This window comes from Oerskovia turbata, from assembly GCF_000718325.1.
GTDB lineage: Bacteria > Actinomycetota > Actinomycetes > Actinomycetales > Cellulomonadaceae > Oerskovia > Oerskovia turbata.
The window spans coordinates 25,852-40,640 of the sequence record NZ_JOFV01000010.1 but is presented as its reverse complement, the minus strand read 5'-3'; the positions used below and the strand labels follow the sequence as shown (position 1 = coordinate 40,640).

Sequence of the window (14,789 nt, the reverse complement as noted above, 5' to 3'; positions counted from 1 at the left end):
GATCAGCCCCTTTCTCCAGGAGTGGGGGAGTCGAGGACGCTCGTGCCGTCGGGCCGGGTCAACGGCTCGACGACCAGGACCTGCTGCGATCCGCCGACCCGGGTCAGGACGACGGTCGCCTCCGCGGTGCCGCGCAGGTCGAGCTGCTTGCGGAGCTGCTCGGGCACGACGGCCGTGCCCCGCTTCTTGATGGTCAGCCGCCCGACGCCCCGCTCGCGCAGGTACGCCTTGAGCTTCTTGAGGCTGAAGGGCATGACGTCCAGGACGCGGTACCCGGTGGCCACATCAGCCCTGTCGGCGCTGCCCACGACCGCGCGCGGCGCGGGGTGGTCCGTCGTGACGTACGCGATGGTCCGGTCCAGCAGCCGACCGCCGAGCTCCTCGGCAGCGTGGGCCACGAGCCCCGCGCGGATGATCGCGCCGTCGGGCTCGTACAGGTAGTGCCCGACGGCGCCGACGTCCGGCACGGGCTCGTCGTCGCCCTGGTCGTGGCGCAGGGTGCGCGACACGGTGCGGCGGTCGCCGTCCGCGTCGGTCGTGGTCCGCAGCACGAGGGCCGTGCGCCCGGGCCCGTCGGGGGCCAGCGGACCGAACCACAGCGCGGCCTCGACCACGTCGCCGTCGACCGAGACCCACTGGGTCTCCGCGTCGGTGGGCAGGCCCGCGTGCGGGATGCCCGGACCGACCTTGATCCCGACCGCGGGCACGACCGAGCGCAGCGCCCACACGTCGTCGAGCGGGGGAGCGTACGAGCGCGGGTCGAAGATACGGGTGCCTGAGCGTGTGCGCCGGGCCGGGTCGGCGAACACGCCGTCGACGCCCTCGGCCACCAGGTCGATGCTCAGGCCGTCGGCGTGGCGGACCTCTGCCTCGGGGAAGTGACGCAGGTTGACCGTCGCGATCGACGCGGTGACCTCGTCGATGTCGGTCGCGAGGACCTGGAGGCCGGTCCCGGCGAAGGTCATGGAGTCCGCGCCGATGCCGCACGTCAGGTCGGCCACCTTGGTGACCCCCGCCGCGTGGTAGCGCCGGGCGTGGTGGGCCGCGACCACGAGCCGGGTCGCCTGCTCGAGGCCGTCCTGGGTGAAGAGCATGCCGTCGGCGAACGCGTCGAACTTGAGGTGGGCCTTGGCGCGCAGGCGGGACTGGGTGAGGGCCGCCGCGGCGAGCTCGGGGTCGACGCCCTGGGCGCGCAGGCCGGTCGCGAGCACCATGGCCTGGCGCTCGTCGTAGGGCGGGAGCGCGCTGAGGAGCGACCATCCCGCCGGGCTGAGCAGCTTGGTCAGTGCCGACGCGTCCATGCGTCGATCTTTCCACGCCCGGCGCTCGTTGGCACTCGCCTTGACCGAGTGCTAATGCGGACCTAGATTGAGCGTAGGTCGTCCGCACCCCCGGGTGAGGACGACGAGAGCGACACCCGCCGGTCCGGCACCCGCGACGACGGACGGCAGGCAGCGCTCGACACCTACCCGTTGCAGTTCTCACAGCGAAACGGAGGTCCGACGTGTCGGTCCCCATCAAGCCGCTCGAGGACCGGATCGTCGTGAAGGCCCTCGAGGCCGAGACCACGACCGCATCCGGCCTGGTCATCCCGGACACCGCCAAGGAGAAGCCCCAGGAGGGCGAGGTCCTGGCCGTTGGTCCGGGGCGTATCGACGACAACGGCAACCGCGTCCCGCTGGACGTCGTCGTCGGCGACAAGGTCATCTACAGCAAGTACGGCGGCACCGAGGTCAAGTACGGGGGCCAGGAGTACCTGGTGCTCTCCGCGCGCGACATCCTCGCCGTGGTCGTCTCCTGATCTTCTGATCACAGGCTGACGCCCAGCAGCTCTGCTGGTGACGAAGGGCCCCGCAACCGAGAGGTTGCGGGGCCCTTCGTCTGTCCGGTGCCGGCGGGATCTCGAGGCCGGCGCGGGCGCCGGGGACGGGTGGTGGGTGCTGCGGTGGTGGGTGCTGCGGTGGCGACCGGGCGGGTCAGCCGGTCTTCGCGACGCCCGCAAGGATCGCGGCGCGCTCGTCCTCGCTGAGGCCGCCCCACACCCCGTAGGGCTCGCGGACCTTGAGGGACTGCTCGCGGCACTGCATCATCACCGGGCACGAGGCGCAGATCGCCTTGGCCGCTTCGGCGCGTCGTCGTCGGGTCGAGCCGCGCTCGCCTTCCGGGTGGAAGAACAGGGTGTCGTCCTGGTCGCGGCACGAGCCCTGGTACTGCCATTCCCACAGTTCCATGACCGGTCCGGGGAGCCTCGAGATCTCTGTCATGCAGGACAACCTACAAGCGTTGCAGAAGTTGTTCAAGTGGCTGGGGTGGGCAACTTCGTGAACCGGTTCTTGGCGGTCTGCATCGATTTGCGTCACGCGTGGCGCGAACTGCACTCGTTTCAGGAGTGATTCAGCCGATCCGGTCATCACGGACTGAGACACGCCGTGTCCGAAGTGGCGAGCCGCTGAACCGGTCGGCAGAATCGGGTGCATGACTTCACTCCGGTCCGCCCCGAACCCCGGCGGGCCCCGACGGAAGGCGACCGAGGCACCAGCTCTCGCCGTCGCGGCCGTCGCCAAGAGGCTGGGCGTCGCCCCGGCCACCCTCCGCACCTGGGACCGTCGATACGGCCTCGGGCCCTCCGAGCACACCGCTGGTTCCCACCGGCGATACACCGCCGACGACGTCGCGCGGCTCGTCATCATGCGTCGCCTGACGCTCGAAGGGGTCGCCCCGGTCGACGCCGCGCGCGCAGCGCTCGACGCCGACGAGACCGAGCTGGCCCGCGAGATCGAGGACGGGGACAGCGACGCCGACGACGCCGACCGCACGGGCGGTCCCGACGACGGCGACGGCGACGGCGACCCCGAGCCGGGCGCAGACCCCTCCCCGGCGCCCGACTCCCCGTCCGGAGGGGTGCGGCTCCTGCGCTCCGTGCCGCGGGCCGCCGACGACGAGCCCGTGCGTCTCGGCGCCCCGCGCCCGACGAGCGTGTCCGACGTCGTGGACGCCGCCATCGCGTTCGACCAGAAGAAGTGCGACCAGCTCCTGCGTATCGCTCCCGGCACCGACCCGGGCCACTGGTGGTCGACGCTCGTCGAGCCGGCGCTGCATCGCATCGCCGAGCGGACCTTCCTCGCGTCCCCCGGCGAGATGCCCGAGGTCGTGTTCTCCAACGCGACGCTCGCCGCCCTGCGTGAGTACACGCACGCCTCCGAGGAGGCGCTCGTCGCGGGAGGCGGTCCGCCGCCCAACCACCCGAGCCGCATGCGCCGGATCGTCCTGATCTTCGCCGCGCCGGGGGAGCAGGTGCCGCTCGCGGCGCACGCCCTGGCCGCGGCGCTCGGTGCCCAGGGGGCCATGGCGCGCATCGTCACGGGCTCGGCCACGGCGCACCGCTCGCTCGAGCTCGTCACCATGGTCCGTCCGGCCGCGATCGCCGTGGTGACCATGCAGCCCAGGCCCGTGCTCGACGTCGTGCACACGCTGCACGAGGCCAACCCGGACCTGCCGATCTTCGTGGGCCTCGCGAACGACGAGGCCGCGGCGAGCCTGCCCTACGCCTCGACCGTCCAGCGTGTGCGCAGCTTCACCGGTCTGCTCCACGAGGCTCTCGCCGTCGTGCGGTGACCTGCGCCACGCGCAGGCTCGCGGCCGTCACCCGGCCGTCCCGGTGGCGGGACGGCCGGGAACATGCGGGAGGGCCTGAGCGTAGAATCTTGATGTGACCGACTCTCTCGCAGCCCCCGCACACGACCCCTTCGGCTTCACCGGACTGACGTACGACGACGTCCTCCTGCTCCCGAACGAGACGGACGTCATCCCGAGCGAGGTCGACACGACCGCCCGGTTGACGCGCGAGATCACCATGTCCGCACCGCTGCTCTCGGCCGCGATGGACACCGTGACCGAGTCACGCATGGCGATCGCGATGGCCCGCCAGGGTGGGATCGGCATCATCCACCGCAACCTGTCGATCGAGGCGCAGGCCAAGGAGGTCGACCTCGTCAAGCGGTCCGAGTCCGGCATGATCACCGACCCGGTCACGGTCGGCCCCGAGGCCACGCTCGCCGAGCTCGACGCGCTGTGCGGCCAGTACCGGGTGTCCGGTCTGCCCGTCGTCGAGCCCGACGGCACGCTCGTCGGCATCATCACGAACAGGGACCTGCGGTTCGTCAACCCCGCGGACTTCGGTGAGCGGCGCGTGTTCGAGATCATGACGCCCATGCCCCTCGTGACGGCTCCGATCGGCATCGCGCGCGACGACGCCGCTGCGCTGCTCGCCAAGCACAAGATCGAGAAGCTTCCGCTCATCGACGCCGAGGGGCGCCTGGGTGGCCTCATCACCGTCAAGGACTTCGTCAAGACCGAGCAGTACCCGGGGGCGACCAAGGACGGCGAGGGGCGCCTGCGGGTGGGCGCCGCGATCGGGTTCTTCGGTGACGCGTGGGCCCGTGCGACGGCGCTCGCCGAGGCTGGCGTGGACGTCCTGGTCGCCGACACCGCGAACGGGCACGCACGCCTGCTGCTCGACATGATCCGCCGGCTCAAGGCGGACCCGGCGTTCAAGGACGTCCAGGTCGTCGGCGGCAACGTCGCGACCCGCGCGGGCGCGCAGGCGCTCGTCGACGCGGGGGCCGACGGCGTCAAGGTCGGCGTCGGACCGGGGTCGATCTGCACCACCCGCGTCGTCGCGGGCGTCGGCGTCCCGCAGGTCACCGCGATCTACGAGGCCTCGCTCGCGTGCCGTCCGGCAGGCGTCCCCGTCATCGGCGACGGCGGCCTGCAGTACTCGGGCGACATCGCGAAGGCCCTCGTCGCGGGCGCGGACACGGTCATGCTCGGATCGCTCCTCGCGGGCTGCGACGAGAGCCCCGGAGACCTGGTGTTCGTCAACGGCAAGCAGTACAAGCTCTACCGCGGCATGGGCTCGATCGGGGCCATGGCCTCGCGCGGCAAGAAGGTGTCCTACTCCAAGGACCGCTACTTCCAGGCCGACGTCGCGAGCGACGACAAGATCGTCCCCGAGGGGATCGAGGGACAGGTGCCCTACCGTGGCCCGCTCGGCGCCGTCGCGCACCAGCTCGTCGGCGGTCTGCACCAGTCGATGTTCTACGTCGGCGCGCACACCATCCCCCAGCTCCAGGAGCGCGGCAAGTTCGTGCGCATCACGCCGGCCGGGCTCAAGGAGTCGCACCCGCACGACATCCAGATGACGGTCGAGGCCCCCAACTACACGGGGCGCTGACCCCGCGGCCCGGCCCGGCCCGGCAGGGCCGGGCGCGGGACGAGACGACAGGACGGGCGCGACCCTCGCGGGGGTCGCGCCCGTCCTGTCGTCCGCGCCGGGGTGGTCAGTCGCGGAACGTCTCGATGCGCGCGCCGAGCTCGATGAGCCGCTCCTGGAGCTGCTCGTAGCCGCGCGAGATGATGTCGACGTTGCGCAGCACCGAGGTGCCCTTCGCCGCGAGCATCGCGAGCAGGATCACGACGGCGGGCCGCAGCGCGGGAGGGCAGCTCACCTCCGCGCCGGACCAGTGGGTCGGACCCGTGATGTCGAGCCGGTGCGAGTCGAGCAGCCGGACGTCGGCACCGAGGCGCGTGAGGTCCGTCAGGTGGATCGCGCGGCCCTCGTACACCCAGTCGTGGATGAGCGTGTGGCCGCTCGCACACGCCGCGATGACCGCGAAGAAGGGCAGGTTGTCGATGTTGAGCCCCGGGAAGGGCATGGGGTGGATCTTGTCGATCGGCGCGTGCAGCTCGCTCGGGTGGACGGTGACGTCGACCAGGCGGGTGCGGCCGTTGAGGGCCAGGTACTCGGGGGAGAGCGAGTAGCGCAGGCCCATCTCGGACAGCGTCGCGAGCTCGATCTCCATGAACTCGATGGGCACGCGCGCGACCGTGATCTCGGAGCCCGTGACGATGCCGGCGGTCAGCAGGCTCATGGCTTCGACCGGGTCCTCGGACACCGCGTACTCGACGTCCGCGTCGATGTCGGTGCGTCCGTGGATGCGCAGCGTCGTGGTGCCGATGCCGTCGATGCGCACGCCCAGGAGCTCCAGGTAGAAGCAGAGGTCCTGGACCATGTAGTTGGGGCTCGCGTTCCGGATCGTCGTCACGCCCTCACGCGACGCGGCGGCCATGATCGCGTTCTCCGTGACGGTGTCGCCACGCTCGGTCAGCACGACGCTCAGGTCCTGCGCGCCCGGGGGCGTGACGGCCGCCTCGTAGTTGCCCGACGCTGCGGTGACCGACAGCCCGAACGGGCGCAGCGCGATCATGTGGGGCTCGACGGTCCGGGTGCCCAGGTCGCAGCCGCCCGCGTAGGGGAGCGAGAACTCGTCCTGGAGGCCGAGCAGGGGGCCGAGGAACATGATGATCGACCGGGTGCGGCGGGCTGCGTCGACGTCGATCGAGGCGAGGTCGAGCTGCTCGGGCACGACGATCTCGAGGTCGCGCCCGTCGGCGGACCACGTGGCCTGCACGCCGATGCTGCGCAGGACGTCGACGATGCGGTCGACCTCCACGATGCGGGCGACGCGGCGCAGCGTGGTGCGTCCTCGGTTGAGGAGCGAGGCGCACAGCAGGGCGACCGCGCCGTTCTTCGAGGAGTTGACCTCGATGCGGCCCGAGAGCATGTGGCCGCCGCTGACCCGCAGGTGGGAGTGCTTGGGCGCACCGAACGAGATGATCTCCGAGTCGAGCGCGGCGCTGATCCGCGCGAGCATGTCGAGGCTCACGTTCTGCGCGCCTTGCTCGATCCGGTGGATCGCGCTCTGGCTCGTCCCGAGCCGCTCGGCGAGCTGGGCCTGGGTGAGGCCCTTGTTCTGGCGTGCGCCGCGGATGAGGGCGGCGACCTGTGCGAGGTGCTGGGGTGCTTCGTCGACCATGGTCATGAGCCGACGATAACTCACGGATGAGATATCGGCTCGCCGATCCCGCGGGGTTGGCGGGACTTCACGGGATCATCACGAGCGGCCCATATGTTCTATGAGGTTTTCGTGGTCCGTAGGCCGTGGCTCAGGACGGCCACGCGGTGCTGGCCCCTGCGCCGACGTATCCCTGCCCGGCACGCCACGTGTTGAAGTTCTCCGCCCAGGCCCTGTGGGCCGTGATCTGGTGACGGTGCAGCGAGCCGAGGTCCTGCTCGGCGAGCTCGGGGAAGACCCGGGTCATGGCCTCGAGCACGTCGAGCGTCGCGAGCACGTCGACGTCGGCGGTGTGGAGGTTGCCGCCGTCGGTCACACCGTAGTGCGCGCACAGGTCGCCGAGCTTGCGCTTGCCCTTGCGGAAGCGGTCGAGCGAGCGGTCGAGCACGAGCGGGTCGATCACGGGCGTGACCTCGCCTCCCAGCCGTTCACCCAGGGTCGGCAGCGCGTGGCGTGCGAGCTCTGCGTCGAGCAGCGACAGGTCGAACGCCGCGTTGAACGCGACGACCGGCACGCCGATCGCGAGGTCCGCGGCGATGAGCGACGCGATCTCCTCGAGGGCCGGTCCAGGGGCCACCCCGTGCGTGACCGCGTGCTCGGTCGAGATACCGTGGATCGCGGCCGCCTCCGCGGGGATGGGCACACCGGGATCGACGAGCCAGGTCCGGACCTCGGTGCTCCGCCCCGGGACGCGCCGCACGAGCGCCGCGGTCACGATGCGGTCGTTCGTGACGTCGACCCCGGTGGTCTCGGTGTCGAAGCCCAGCAGCGGTCCGGTCGTCCAGCTCATCGTCGTGCTCCTTGCAGTCGTCCTGTGGGTGGTGGCCCGGCGGTCCTCGCCGTTCACGACCGTCCCTGGTCTCTGCTGGTGAGCATGCCAGCGGCCACTGACAGCACCGACAGCACCGACAGCACCGACGGGTGGTGCTGCCGGGACGTCGTGGTCCACCGCGTGGCGTGCGAGGACGTGCCCGCGCCAGAGGCCGGTATCCTCGTCGGGTGAGCAACGAGATCGAGATCGGTCGTGGCAAGCGCGGACGGCGCGCCTTCTCCTTCGACGACATCGCCGTGGTCCCTTCCCGGCGTACGCGTGACCCGGAGGACGTGTCGGTGGGGTGGCAGATCGACGCCTACCACTTCGACCTGCCGATCCTGGCGGCCCCCATGGACTCCGTGATGAGCCCGGCGACCGCGGTCGCCCTGGGCAACGCGGGCGGCCTGGGCGTGCTGGACCTCGAGGGCCTGTGGACGCGGTACGAGAACCCGGAGCCGATCCTCGCGGAGATCGCGACGCTCGACGCCGCGAGCGCGACGCGTCGCATGCAGGAGGTGTACGCCGAGCCGATCAAGGCCGAGCTGATCACCCAGCGCCTCAAGGAGATCCGGGAGTCGGGCGTCACGGTCGCGGGCGCCCTGTCGCCGCAGCGCACGCAGGAGTTCTACAAGACTGTCGTGGACGCCGGGGTCGACCTGTTCGTCATCCGCGGCACCACGGTCTCGGCCGAGCACGTGTCGGGCAACGCGGAGCCGCTCAACCTCAAGCGCTTCATCTACGAGCTCGACGTCCCGGTCATCGTGGGTGGCGCTTCGACGTACACCGCGGCCCTGCACCTGATGCGCACGGGCGCTGCGGGCGTCCTCGTCGGCTTCGGCGGCGGCGCGGCGCACACGACGCGAGTGAGCCTCGGCATCCACGCGCCCATGGCGACGGCCGTCGCCGATGTCGCGGCCGCGCGTCGGGACTACCTGGACGAGTCGGGCGGCCGCTACGTGCACGTCATCGCCGACGGCGGCGTGGGGCGTTCGGGCGACCTGGTCAAGGCCGTGGCGTGCGGTGCGGACGCCGTGATGCTCGGTGCCGCGCTGGCGCGTGCGACGGAGGCTCCGGGCAAGGGGTGGCACTGGGGCTCCGAGGCCCACCACCCGCAGCTTCCCCGTGGCGAGCGCGTGAGCGTCGGCACGGCGGGCTCGCTCGACGAGATCCTGTTCGGCCCGGGCCGCCAGGCCGACGGCACGCTCAACCTCGTGGGTGCGCTCAAGCGTGCGATGGCCACGACGGGCTACTCGGACCTCAAGGAGTTCCAGCGCGTCGAGGTCGTCGTCTCGCCCTACCAGCCGCGCTGATGCCTCCGGGCCGCATCCGCGACGGGGTCGGGTTGACGAACGCCCTCGGCGCGGGTGCGCCTGTCGGGGGCGAGCCCGGCCCCGCGCAGGCCGCCCCCGAGGGCGCGGTCGTGCCGGTGCGTGACGGCGCCGTCGGGCCGTTGCGTGCGGGCGGTGTCGACTTCCGCGAGATCACGGACGACGACGTCGAGCAGGTCGTCGCCCTCTGGGAGGCGTGCGGCCTCGTACGGCCGTGGAACGACCCCCATCTCGATGTCGCTGATGCCCGGACGGCTCCGTCCTCGACGATCCTCGTCGCGCACGACGGCACCCCGGACGCTTCGGCGGGCGGGGCGGGCGCCGTCGTCGCGACCGCGATGGCCGGGTTCGACGGGCACCGCGGCTGGGTCTACTACGTCGCGGTGGCGCCCGACCTGCAGGGTAGGGGGCTCGGCCGCGACGCGGTGGTCGCCGCGGAGGCGTGGCTCGCGTCGCAGGGTGTGCGCAAGGTGCGCCTCATGGTGCGCACGACCAACACGAAGGTCCTGGGCTTCTACGAGCGGCTCGGGTACGTCGACACCGAGTGCACCGTCCTCGGCCGCGACCTCGCCTGAGACGCCGGGCCCGACGAGACGCCGGGCCCGGGAGGGGGCGTCAGATGGTCGACCAGCCGCCGTCCGACAGAAGGAGCACGCCGTTCACGTTCGCCGAGTCCTCCGAGAGCAACCAGGTGATCGAGGCCGCGAGCTGCTCGGCGGTCGCGGGGGCGGGCACGGTCGCCTGCATGATCGGCCCGAGTCGCTGGGCGCCGAGCTCGGAGCGGAACGACGCCTCGATGTTGGTCGCGACGGCGCCCGGCGCCACGGCGTTGACGCGCACGCCTGCGGGGCCGTAGAAGAGCGCGGTGCTCTTGGTCAGGCCCACGACCGCGTGCTTCGAGGTCGCGTAGGGGGTGCCCGAGGCGCCGGCGCGGATGCTGGCCTCGCTCGCGACGTTGACGATCCGGCCGTGACCGGCCTCGACCATCGCGGGCAGGACGGCGCGCATGAGCTTCATGGGTGCGGTCACGTTGATCCGCATGACGCGCTCCCACAGGGCGTCGTCGATCTCGGCCGTGGGGACGAACGAGTCCATGATCCCGGCGTTGTTGACGAGGCCGGTGATGCGTCCTTCGCCGGCCTCGACGATCTGTGCGATCACGGCGTCGTCGGACACGTCGCCGACGATGGTCAGGAGGGGGGCTTCGCCGCTCTCGGCGACGAGCGTGGCGAGGCGGTCGGCGTCGAGGTCGCTCGCGATGACGCGGGCGCCCTCGGCGAGGAGGCGGGTCGCGGTGGCCTTGCCGATGCCGGAGCCTGCGCCGGTGACGACGACGGTCGCGCCGGTGAAGCGGTTCGGGATGGTCGACGTGCTCATGATGGGGGTCCTTCCGCCGGGTCGAGGTGCCGGGGTTCGGCTCCTGCTATCTTTCTAACACTCAGTGTCATAAATTTGTCTCGCGAGGAGATGTGATGTCGCAGACACCCGCACGCCGGGGACGTCCCGCCACGGTCGACCCTGCGCACGTCGCAGCCACGGCCCTGCGCCTGTTCACCGAGCAAGGGTTCGGGAACGTCACGATGGACGACGTCGCGAGCGCGTGCGGCGTCGGGCGGCGGACCCTCTTCCGCCTCTTCCCCTCGAAGGCCGCGATGGTCTGGGGCGGCTCGGGGGAGGCGCGCGACGCGATCACCGAGGTGCTTGGCGCGAGCAGCCCGACGAGCCTGGCCGAGGCGCTCGACGTCGTGCGCACCGCGTTCGTCGCGTCCTCGACCTTCCCCGCCGACGCCCTCGAGATCACCCGTCAGCGGCTGCGGCTCATCGGGTCGGACGACGAGCTGCTCGCCTGGGGCACCTCGCGCATCGGGACCTCGGCCGCGCTCGTCGAGTCCTTCCTGGCCCGCGCCGAGGGCGGACCCCAGCCGTCGCTGCGGGCGCGGTCGCTCGCCGCGGCATGCTCGGCCGCGAACTTCGCGGCCCTCCTCTGGTGGGCCGAGGCCGCTGCCGAGCGGGACCCGGCCCACGTCGTCGACGACGCCCTCGCGCACCTCCTCGACGGAGCGCGCACCTGGGCGGCGCAGGGCTGACCGGGCCGAGCCCGACCGCAGGGGATTGTGTGAAGGATGTTCTGCCCGGGGGTACCGCCGCGTAACCTGTCACGCATGGCAAGCGAAACATCGGACGGCAGCGCCGCCATCGACGGCCTCCTGGACCCGGAGCACCCCTCCGCGACGTACGTCCTGGAGCCCGACGTCGTCGCTCCCCTCGTGGCCCGCGTCGTCACCTCCCACACGGCGGGCGAGCACCGCTCGGTCCTCCCGTTCACGGGGGCGCCGCTCGCGTCGATCCCCCTGTCGTCTCCCGAGGACGTCGAGGCCGCGGTCGAGCGTGCGCGCCGCGCCCAGCGTTCCTGGGCGCACACCACGGTCGCCGAGCGTGCCGCGGTGCTCCTGCGCTTCCACGACCTGGTCCTCGAACGGCAGGCCGAGATCCTGGACCTGCTCCAGATGGAGACGGGCAAGTCGCGCCGCAGCGCGTTCGAGGAGGTCGGCGACGTCGCCCAGGTCACGCGCCACTACGGCATGCGGGCCGCGCACTACCTCGGCGAACGTCGCGTGGGCGGGATGCTGCCCGTCCTGACCCGCGCGAGCGTGCACCGCCGCCCCGTCGGGGTCGTCGGCGCCATCGCACCCTGGAACTACCCCCTCACGCTGGCCCTCGCCGAAGCCCTGCCGGCCCTCGTCGCGGGCAACGCCGTCGTGATCAAGCCGGACCCCCAGACCACGCTCACGGCCCTGTGGGCCGCGGAGGTCCTCGAGGAGGCCGGGCTGCCCGGCGACCTGCTGCTCGTCGTGGCAGGTGGCGGAGAGATCGGCGCGGCCCTGACGGGACTCGTCGACCACATCGCGTTCACGGGCTCGACCGCGACGGGCCGCAAGGTCGCCGCGCAGGCCGGGGAGCGGCTCATCGGGACCACGCTCGAGCTGGGCGGCAAGAACCCGCTGTACGTCGCAGCGGACGCGCACGTGCCGTCGGCGGCCCAGGGTGCGGTGCGTGCATGCTTCGCCAACAGCGGTCAGCTCTGCGTGTCGGTCGAGCGCCTGATCCTGCACGAGGACGTCGCCGAGGAGTTCCTCGACGCGTTCGTCCCGCTCGTTCGCGAGCTGAGGCTCGGCACCGGGCTCGACTACTCGGTGGACATGGGCTCGCTCACCTCCCAGGCGCAGCTCGACCGCGTGGTCGCGCACGTCGACGACGCGCTGTCCCAGGGCGCTCGCGTGCTCGCGGGCGGTGTGCACCGCGCGGACATCGGCCCCTTCTTCTACGCGCCCACGGTCCTCGACCACGTGCCACCCACCGCGGTGTGCGCGCGCGAGGAGACGTTCGGCCCGGTCGTCTCGGTGACCCGGGTGCCCGACGACGCGGCGGCGATCCGTGCCATGAACGACTCCGAGTACGGTCTCAGCGCGAGCATCTGGACGCAGGACACGGCCCGTGGACGTCGCCTCGCGGCACAGGTCGAGGCCGGTGCCGTCAACGTCAACGACGGGTACGCGTCGGCGTTCGGGTCGGTCGCCGCCCCGATGGGCGGGTTCAAGAGCTCGGGTCAGGGGCGCCGGCACGGCCGCGAGGGGATCGAGGCGCTCACCGAGGCGCAGACGATCGCGGTCCAGCGCGGGGTCTCGCACGGACTGAGCTTCGACACCCTCTACGCGCAGCCCGCCGACCGTGCGAGCCGCCTGCTCACGACGGCTTTCGCGGTCATGAAGAGGCTGCGCCTGCCGTAGCGGCCGAGAGCGGGTCCAGGACGTCCGTGACCGCCGTCTCACGCGTGCCCAGGTGCGCGGGCTCCCGGCCGGTCACGGCGTCCCAGGCGGCCTTGAGCGAGGCGGGTGCCTCGCGCACGCGGTACATCAGGGCCTTGGCGGGCTCGACGCTCTCCGCGGACACGCCGACACCGACGGCGTCGATCCCCGCTTGCGCGCACGAGAACAACGCCCGGGGCAGGTGGTAGTCCTGCGTGAGGACCACGGCGTCGGTGACCCCGAAGACCTCACGGGCCCGCACGCACGTGTCGTGGGTGTCGAAGCCCGCGAAGTCGCGCACGACGCGCTCCGCGGGGACCCCGTGCCCGACGAGCCAGTCGAGCATCGCGGTCGGCTCGTCGTAGTCCTCGCGCGAGTTGTCACCGCTCACGAGGATCACCTCGACCGTGCCGCGCTCGTACAGCTCTCGTGCCGCGTCGAGGCGCCGTGCGAGGTACGTCGACGGCGAGCCGTCGGGGCGCAGGCCCGCGCCGAGGACGAGGGCCACCGGGCGTGCGGGCACGTCCTCGACGCCGGGGTGCACGCGCAGCTGCCCGCTCACCTGGACCCACGCCACGGGCGCCGCGACCACGAGGACCAGCGCAGCGGCCCCGATGAGCGCGGCGCGTCCGCGGCGGACGCGCAGCCAGGACGGTCCGGGCCGACGGACCCGTTCCGACGGGAGGCTCCCGGGACGCTCCGTGGAGGCGTCCCCCGGTCCCGCCGCACCGTGCGCTGTCCCCGGGGGCGCGGCCCGGTCGGTCCCCTGCTCGTTCATGCGGGCGAGCCTACTGGCTGACGCTACCGGCGCGGGTCGCCGCCGGGCACGAGGCCGCGCGCGGTGAGGCTCGCGAGCTCGGTCCGCAGGTTGTGCTCGGCGCGCTCCTGCCAGCGGTCGCGACCCAGCGGGGTCCGGAAGAGCGAGGGGAGCGCGAGCAGCTGCTCGAGGACGGCGGCACGACCTGCCACGAACTGCTCGTCAGGCACGTGCGCGTACTCGGCGCGCACCTGGCGCACGTAGCGCGCGTACCGGTCGGGCGCGCTGCCGAGGACCGCGAGGTCCGCGTCGGACACGAGCGCGCCTGCCGCGTCGTCGGGGTCCGGGTCGTGCGTCGCCGTGAGCCGCACGAGTCGCGCGACCTCCGCGACGTCGTCGTGCGTGAGGTGCACCCTGCCCGGGGCGGGGGACCGGTCCTCGGTGAGCGACGTCGTCGGGCCGGGGACGAGCGGTGACAGGCGTGCGACCGCGAGCGTGGCCGAGGCCTCCTCGTCCTGCCCGGCGACGCCCTCGTGGACCGCGTCGTGGAACCACAGCGCGAGCTGCGCACGCAGCGACCTGCCCGACGGCGCAGGCTCGCCCGGGGAGGGCACGCCCGGCGAGCGGCCCTCCAGGACCGCGAGGGAGTCGAGCACGTGGACCAGGTGCGCAGGCCCGTGGTAGGCGCGGTGCGGCTCGTGCCAGCGGGCGACCAGGTCTTCTCCCACCTCGCGTGCCCCCGGAAGCCCCGGCAGGGCCGCGTCCCAGCGCGCCAGCAGTGCGGCGGCCTTGGCCGCTCCCCGCTCGCGGGCCGGGACGCGCAGCCCCGAGGCCCGCAGCCGCACGATGAGCTCGCGCCCCGACACGTCCTGGGCCCCCGCGGCGACGCAGTCGGCGTGACGCTCGGCCGGGACGTCGTAGTGGTCGAGGTCGAACGCGCGCCGACCCAGCCCCAGCCGCTCCGCGAAGACGTGCAGCTCGTCGAGCGAGGAGTCCGAGACGAGGTGGGACCAGGAGGTCCCGTGGGCCGGCCAGGTCGGCGGGTCGATGAGAAGAGCCACGCCTCGACCATAGAGGGTCGAGGCGTGGCTCGGGTCGTGCGCAGGCAGTGCCGTGCCCGCGCACGTGCCGTCGCGCCGTGCCCGGGTGCGCGACGACGGCGGTGGGGCG

General features: G+C 72.5%; 15 protein-coding genes. 8 read left to right on the top strand and 7 right to left on the bottom strand.

Going from position 1 to position 14,789, the window contains the following annotated elements; all coding sequences use genetic code 11:
* Positions 1 to 2: 2 nt before the first annotated feature.
* On the bottom strand, positions 3 to 1,301 hold the full coding sequence (locus IE95_RS0112095; RefSeq protein ID WP_030151888.1) for a class I SAM-dependent methyltransferase: 1,299 nt from the start codon (positions 1,299 to 1,301) through the stop codon (positions 3 to 5).
* A 203-nt stretch (positions 1,302 to 1,504) separates the two neighbouring features.
* Between IE95_RS0112095 and groES the strand changes: the two genes are divergently transcribed.
* Positions 1,505 to 1,801 carry a co-chaperone GroES gene (gene groES / locus IE95_RS0112090; RefSeq protein ID WP_030151887.1) on the top strand — a complete coding sequence of 99 codons (297 nt, stop codon included), beginning with the start codon at positions 1,505 to 1,507 and terminating at the stop codon, positions 1,799 to 1,801.
* 175 nt (positions 1,802 to 1,976) lie between these two features.
* Here groES and IE95_RS0112085 read toward each other — a convergent pair whose 3' ends face one another.
* Positions 1,977 to 2,264 (bottom strand): WhiB family transcriptional regulator, encoded by a 288-nt coding sequence (locus tag IE95_RS0112085; RefSeq protein WP_030151886.1) that lies wholly within the window; start codon positions 2,262 to 2,264, stop codon positions 1,977 to 1,979.
* 211 nt (positions 2,265 to 2,475) lie between these two features.
* On the opposite strand from IE95_RS0112085, the gene IE95_RS0112080 reads away from it, so the two are divergent.
* Both IE95_RS0112080 and guaB read left to right on the top strand, forming a co-directional pair.
* Positions 2,476 to 3,615, top strand: a complete 1,140-nt coding sequence (locus IE95_RS0112080) for a MerR family transcriptional regulator (protein ID WP_030151885.1) — start codon at positions 2,476 to 2,478, stop codon at positions 3,613 to 3,615.
* 94 nt (positions 3,616 to 3,709) lie between these two features.
* Positions 3,710 to 5,233, top strand: coding sequence for an IMP dehydrogenase (guaB, locus tag IE95_RS0112075; RefSeq protein WP_030151884.1), 1,524 nt, complete (start codon positions 3,710 to 3,712; stop codon positions 5,231 to 5,233).
* 106 nt (positions 5,234 to 5,339) lie between these two features.
* On the opposite strand, the gene IE95_RS0112070 is transcribed toward guaB, so the two are convergent.
* Both IE95_RS0112070 and IE95_RS0112065 read right to left on the bottom strand, forming a co-directional pair.
* A complete protein-coding gene (locus IE95_RS0112070) occupies positions 5,340 to 6,881 on the bottom strand; it encodes a UDP-N-acetylglucosamine 1-carboxyvinyltransferase (protein ID WP_030151883.1) in 1,542 nt (513 codons plus the stop codon).
* Between the two features lie 124 nt (positions 6,882 to 7,005).
* Positions 7,006 to 7,704: an exonuclease domain-containing protein gene (locus IE95_RS0112065; protein WP_030151882.1), complete on the bottom strand. Its 699-nt coding sequence runs from the start codon at positions 7,702 to 7,704 to the stop codon at positions 7,006 to 7,008.
* Between the two features lie 84 nt (positions 7,705 to 7,788).
* On the opposite strand from IE95_RS0112065, the gene IE95_RS21265 reads away from it, so the two are divergent.
* From IE95_RS21265 to IE95_RS0112050, 3 genes are read left to right on the top strand one after another with little or no spacing between them, the layout of a single operon-like run.
* Positions 7,789 to 7,917, top strand: a complete 129-nt coding sequence (locus tag IE95_RS21265) for a hypothetical protein (RefSeq protein WP_276319038.1) — start codon at positions 7,789 to 7,791, stop codon at positions 7,915 to 7,917.
* A complete protein-coding gene (locus tag IE95_RS0112055; protein WP_030151881.1) occupies positions 7,914 to 9,038 on the top strand; it encodes a GuaB3 family IMP dehydrogenase-related protein in 1,125 nt (374 codons plus the stop codon). Before IE95_RS21265 ends, IE95_RS0112055 begins: the two co-directional genes overlap by 4 nt.
* A 32-nt stretch (positions 9,039 to 9,070) precedes the next feature.
* On the top strand, positions 9,071 to 9,631 hold the full coding sequence (locus IE95_RS0112050) for a GNAT family acetyltransferase (protein ID WP_338068427.1): 561 nt from the start codon (positions 9,071 to 9,073) through the stop codon (positions 9,629 to 9,631).
* Positions 9,632 to 9,671: 40 nt separating this feature from the next.
* On the opposite strand, the gene IE95_RS0112045 is transcribed toward IE95_RS0112050, so the two are convergent.
* A complete protein-coding gene (locus IE95_RS0112045) occupies positions 9,672 to 10,433 on the bottom strand; it encodes an SDR family NAD(P)-dependent oxidoreductase (RefSeq protein ID WP_030151879.1) in 762 nt (253 codons plus the stop codon).
* A 95-nt stretch (positions 10,434 to 10,528) separates the two neighbouring features.
* Here IE95_RS0112045 and IE95_RS0112040 point away from each other — a divergent pair, with 95 nt between their 5' ends.
* Positions 10,529 to 11,143: a TetR family transcriptional regulator gene (locus tag IE95_RS0112040; RefSeq protein WP_030151878.1), complete on the top strand. Its 615-nt coding sequence runs from the start codon at positions 10,529 to 10,531 to the stop codon at positions 11,141 to 11,143.
* 75 nt (positions 11,144 to 11,218) lie between these two features.
* Positions 11,219 to 12,844 carry a succinic semialdehyde dehydrogenase gene (locus IE95_RS0112035; RefSeq protein ID WP_030151877.1) on the top strand — a complete coding sequence of 542 codons (1,626 nt, stop codon included), beginning with the start codon at positions 11,219 to 11,221 and terminating at the stop codon, positions 12,842 to 12,844.
* On the opposite strand, the gene IE95_RS0112030 is transcribed toward IE95_RS0112035, so the two are convergent.
* Positions 12,819 to 13,640 (bottom strand): SanA/YdcF family protein, encoded by an 822-nt coding sequence (locus tag IE95_RS0112030; RefSeq protein WP_084690202.1) that lies wholly within the window; start codon positions 13,638 to 13,640, stop codon positions 12,819 to 12,821. The two genes, IE95_RS0112035 and IE95_RS0112030, sit on opposite strands and share 26 nt — an antisense overlap.
* A 23-nt stretch (positions 13,641 to 13,663) precedes the next feature.
* The gene (locus IE95_RS0112025; protein WP_030151875.1) at positions 13,664 to 14,680 is read right to left on the bottom strand and encodes a DUF4031 domain-containing protein; all 1,017 of its coding nucleotides are present in this window, start codon (positions 14,678 to 14,680) and stop codon (positions 13,664 to 13,666) included.
* Between the last annotated feature and the right edge of the window lie 109 nt (positions 14,681 to 14,789).

Bases quoted from the DNA above. Each gene is read 5' to 3' on its own strand.
- IE95_RS0112045 (WP_030151879.1), bottom strand. From the start codon at position 10,433: ATGAGCACGTCGACCATCCCGAACCGCTTCACCGGCGCGACCGTCGTC.
- IE95_RS0112040 (WP_030151878.1), top strand. From the start codon at position 10,529: ATGTCGCAGACACCCGCACGCCGGGGACGTCCCGCCACGGTCGACCCT.
- IE95_RS0112070 (WP_030151883.1), bottom strand. From the start codon at position 6,881: ATGACCATGGTCGACGAAGCACCCCAGCACCTCGCACAGGTCGCCGCC.
- IE95_RS0112080 (WP_030151885.1), top strand. From the start codon at position 2,476: ATGACTTCACTCCGGTCCGCCCCGAACCCCGGCGGGCCCCGACGGAAG.
- IE95_RS0112095 (WP_030151888.1), bottom strand. From the start codon at position 1,301: ATGGACGCGTCGGCACTGACCAAGCTGCTCAGCCCGGCGGGATGGTCG.
- IE95_RS21265 (WP_276319038.1), top strand. From the start codon at position 7,789: ATGCCAGCGGCCACTGACAGCACCGACAGCACCGACAGCACCGACGGG.
- IE95_RS0112035 (WP_030151877.1), top strand. From the start codon at position 11,219: ATGGCAAGCGAAACATCGGACGGCAGCGCCGCCATCGACGGCCTCCTG.
- IE95_RS0112065 (WP_030151882.1), bottom strand. From the start codon at position 7,704: ATGAGCTGGACGACCGGACCGCTGCTGGGCTTCGACACCGAGACCACC.
- IE95_RS0112085 (WP_030151886.1), bottom strand. From the start codon at position 2,264: ATGACAGAGATCTCGAGGCTCCCCGGACCGGTCATGGAACTGTGGGAA.
- IE95_RS0112030 (WP_084690202.1), bottom strand. From the start codon at position 13,640: ATGAACGAGCAGGGGACCGACCGGGCCGCGCCCCCGGGGACAGCGCAC.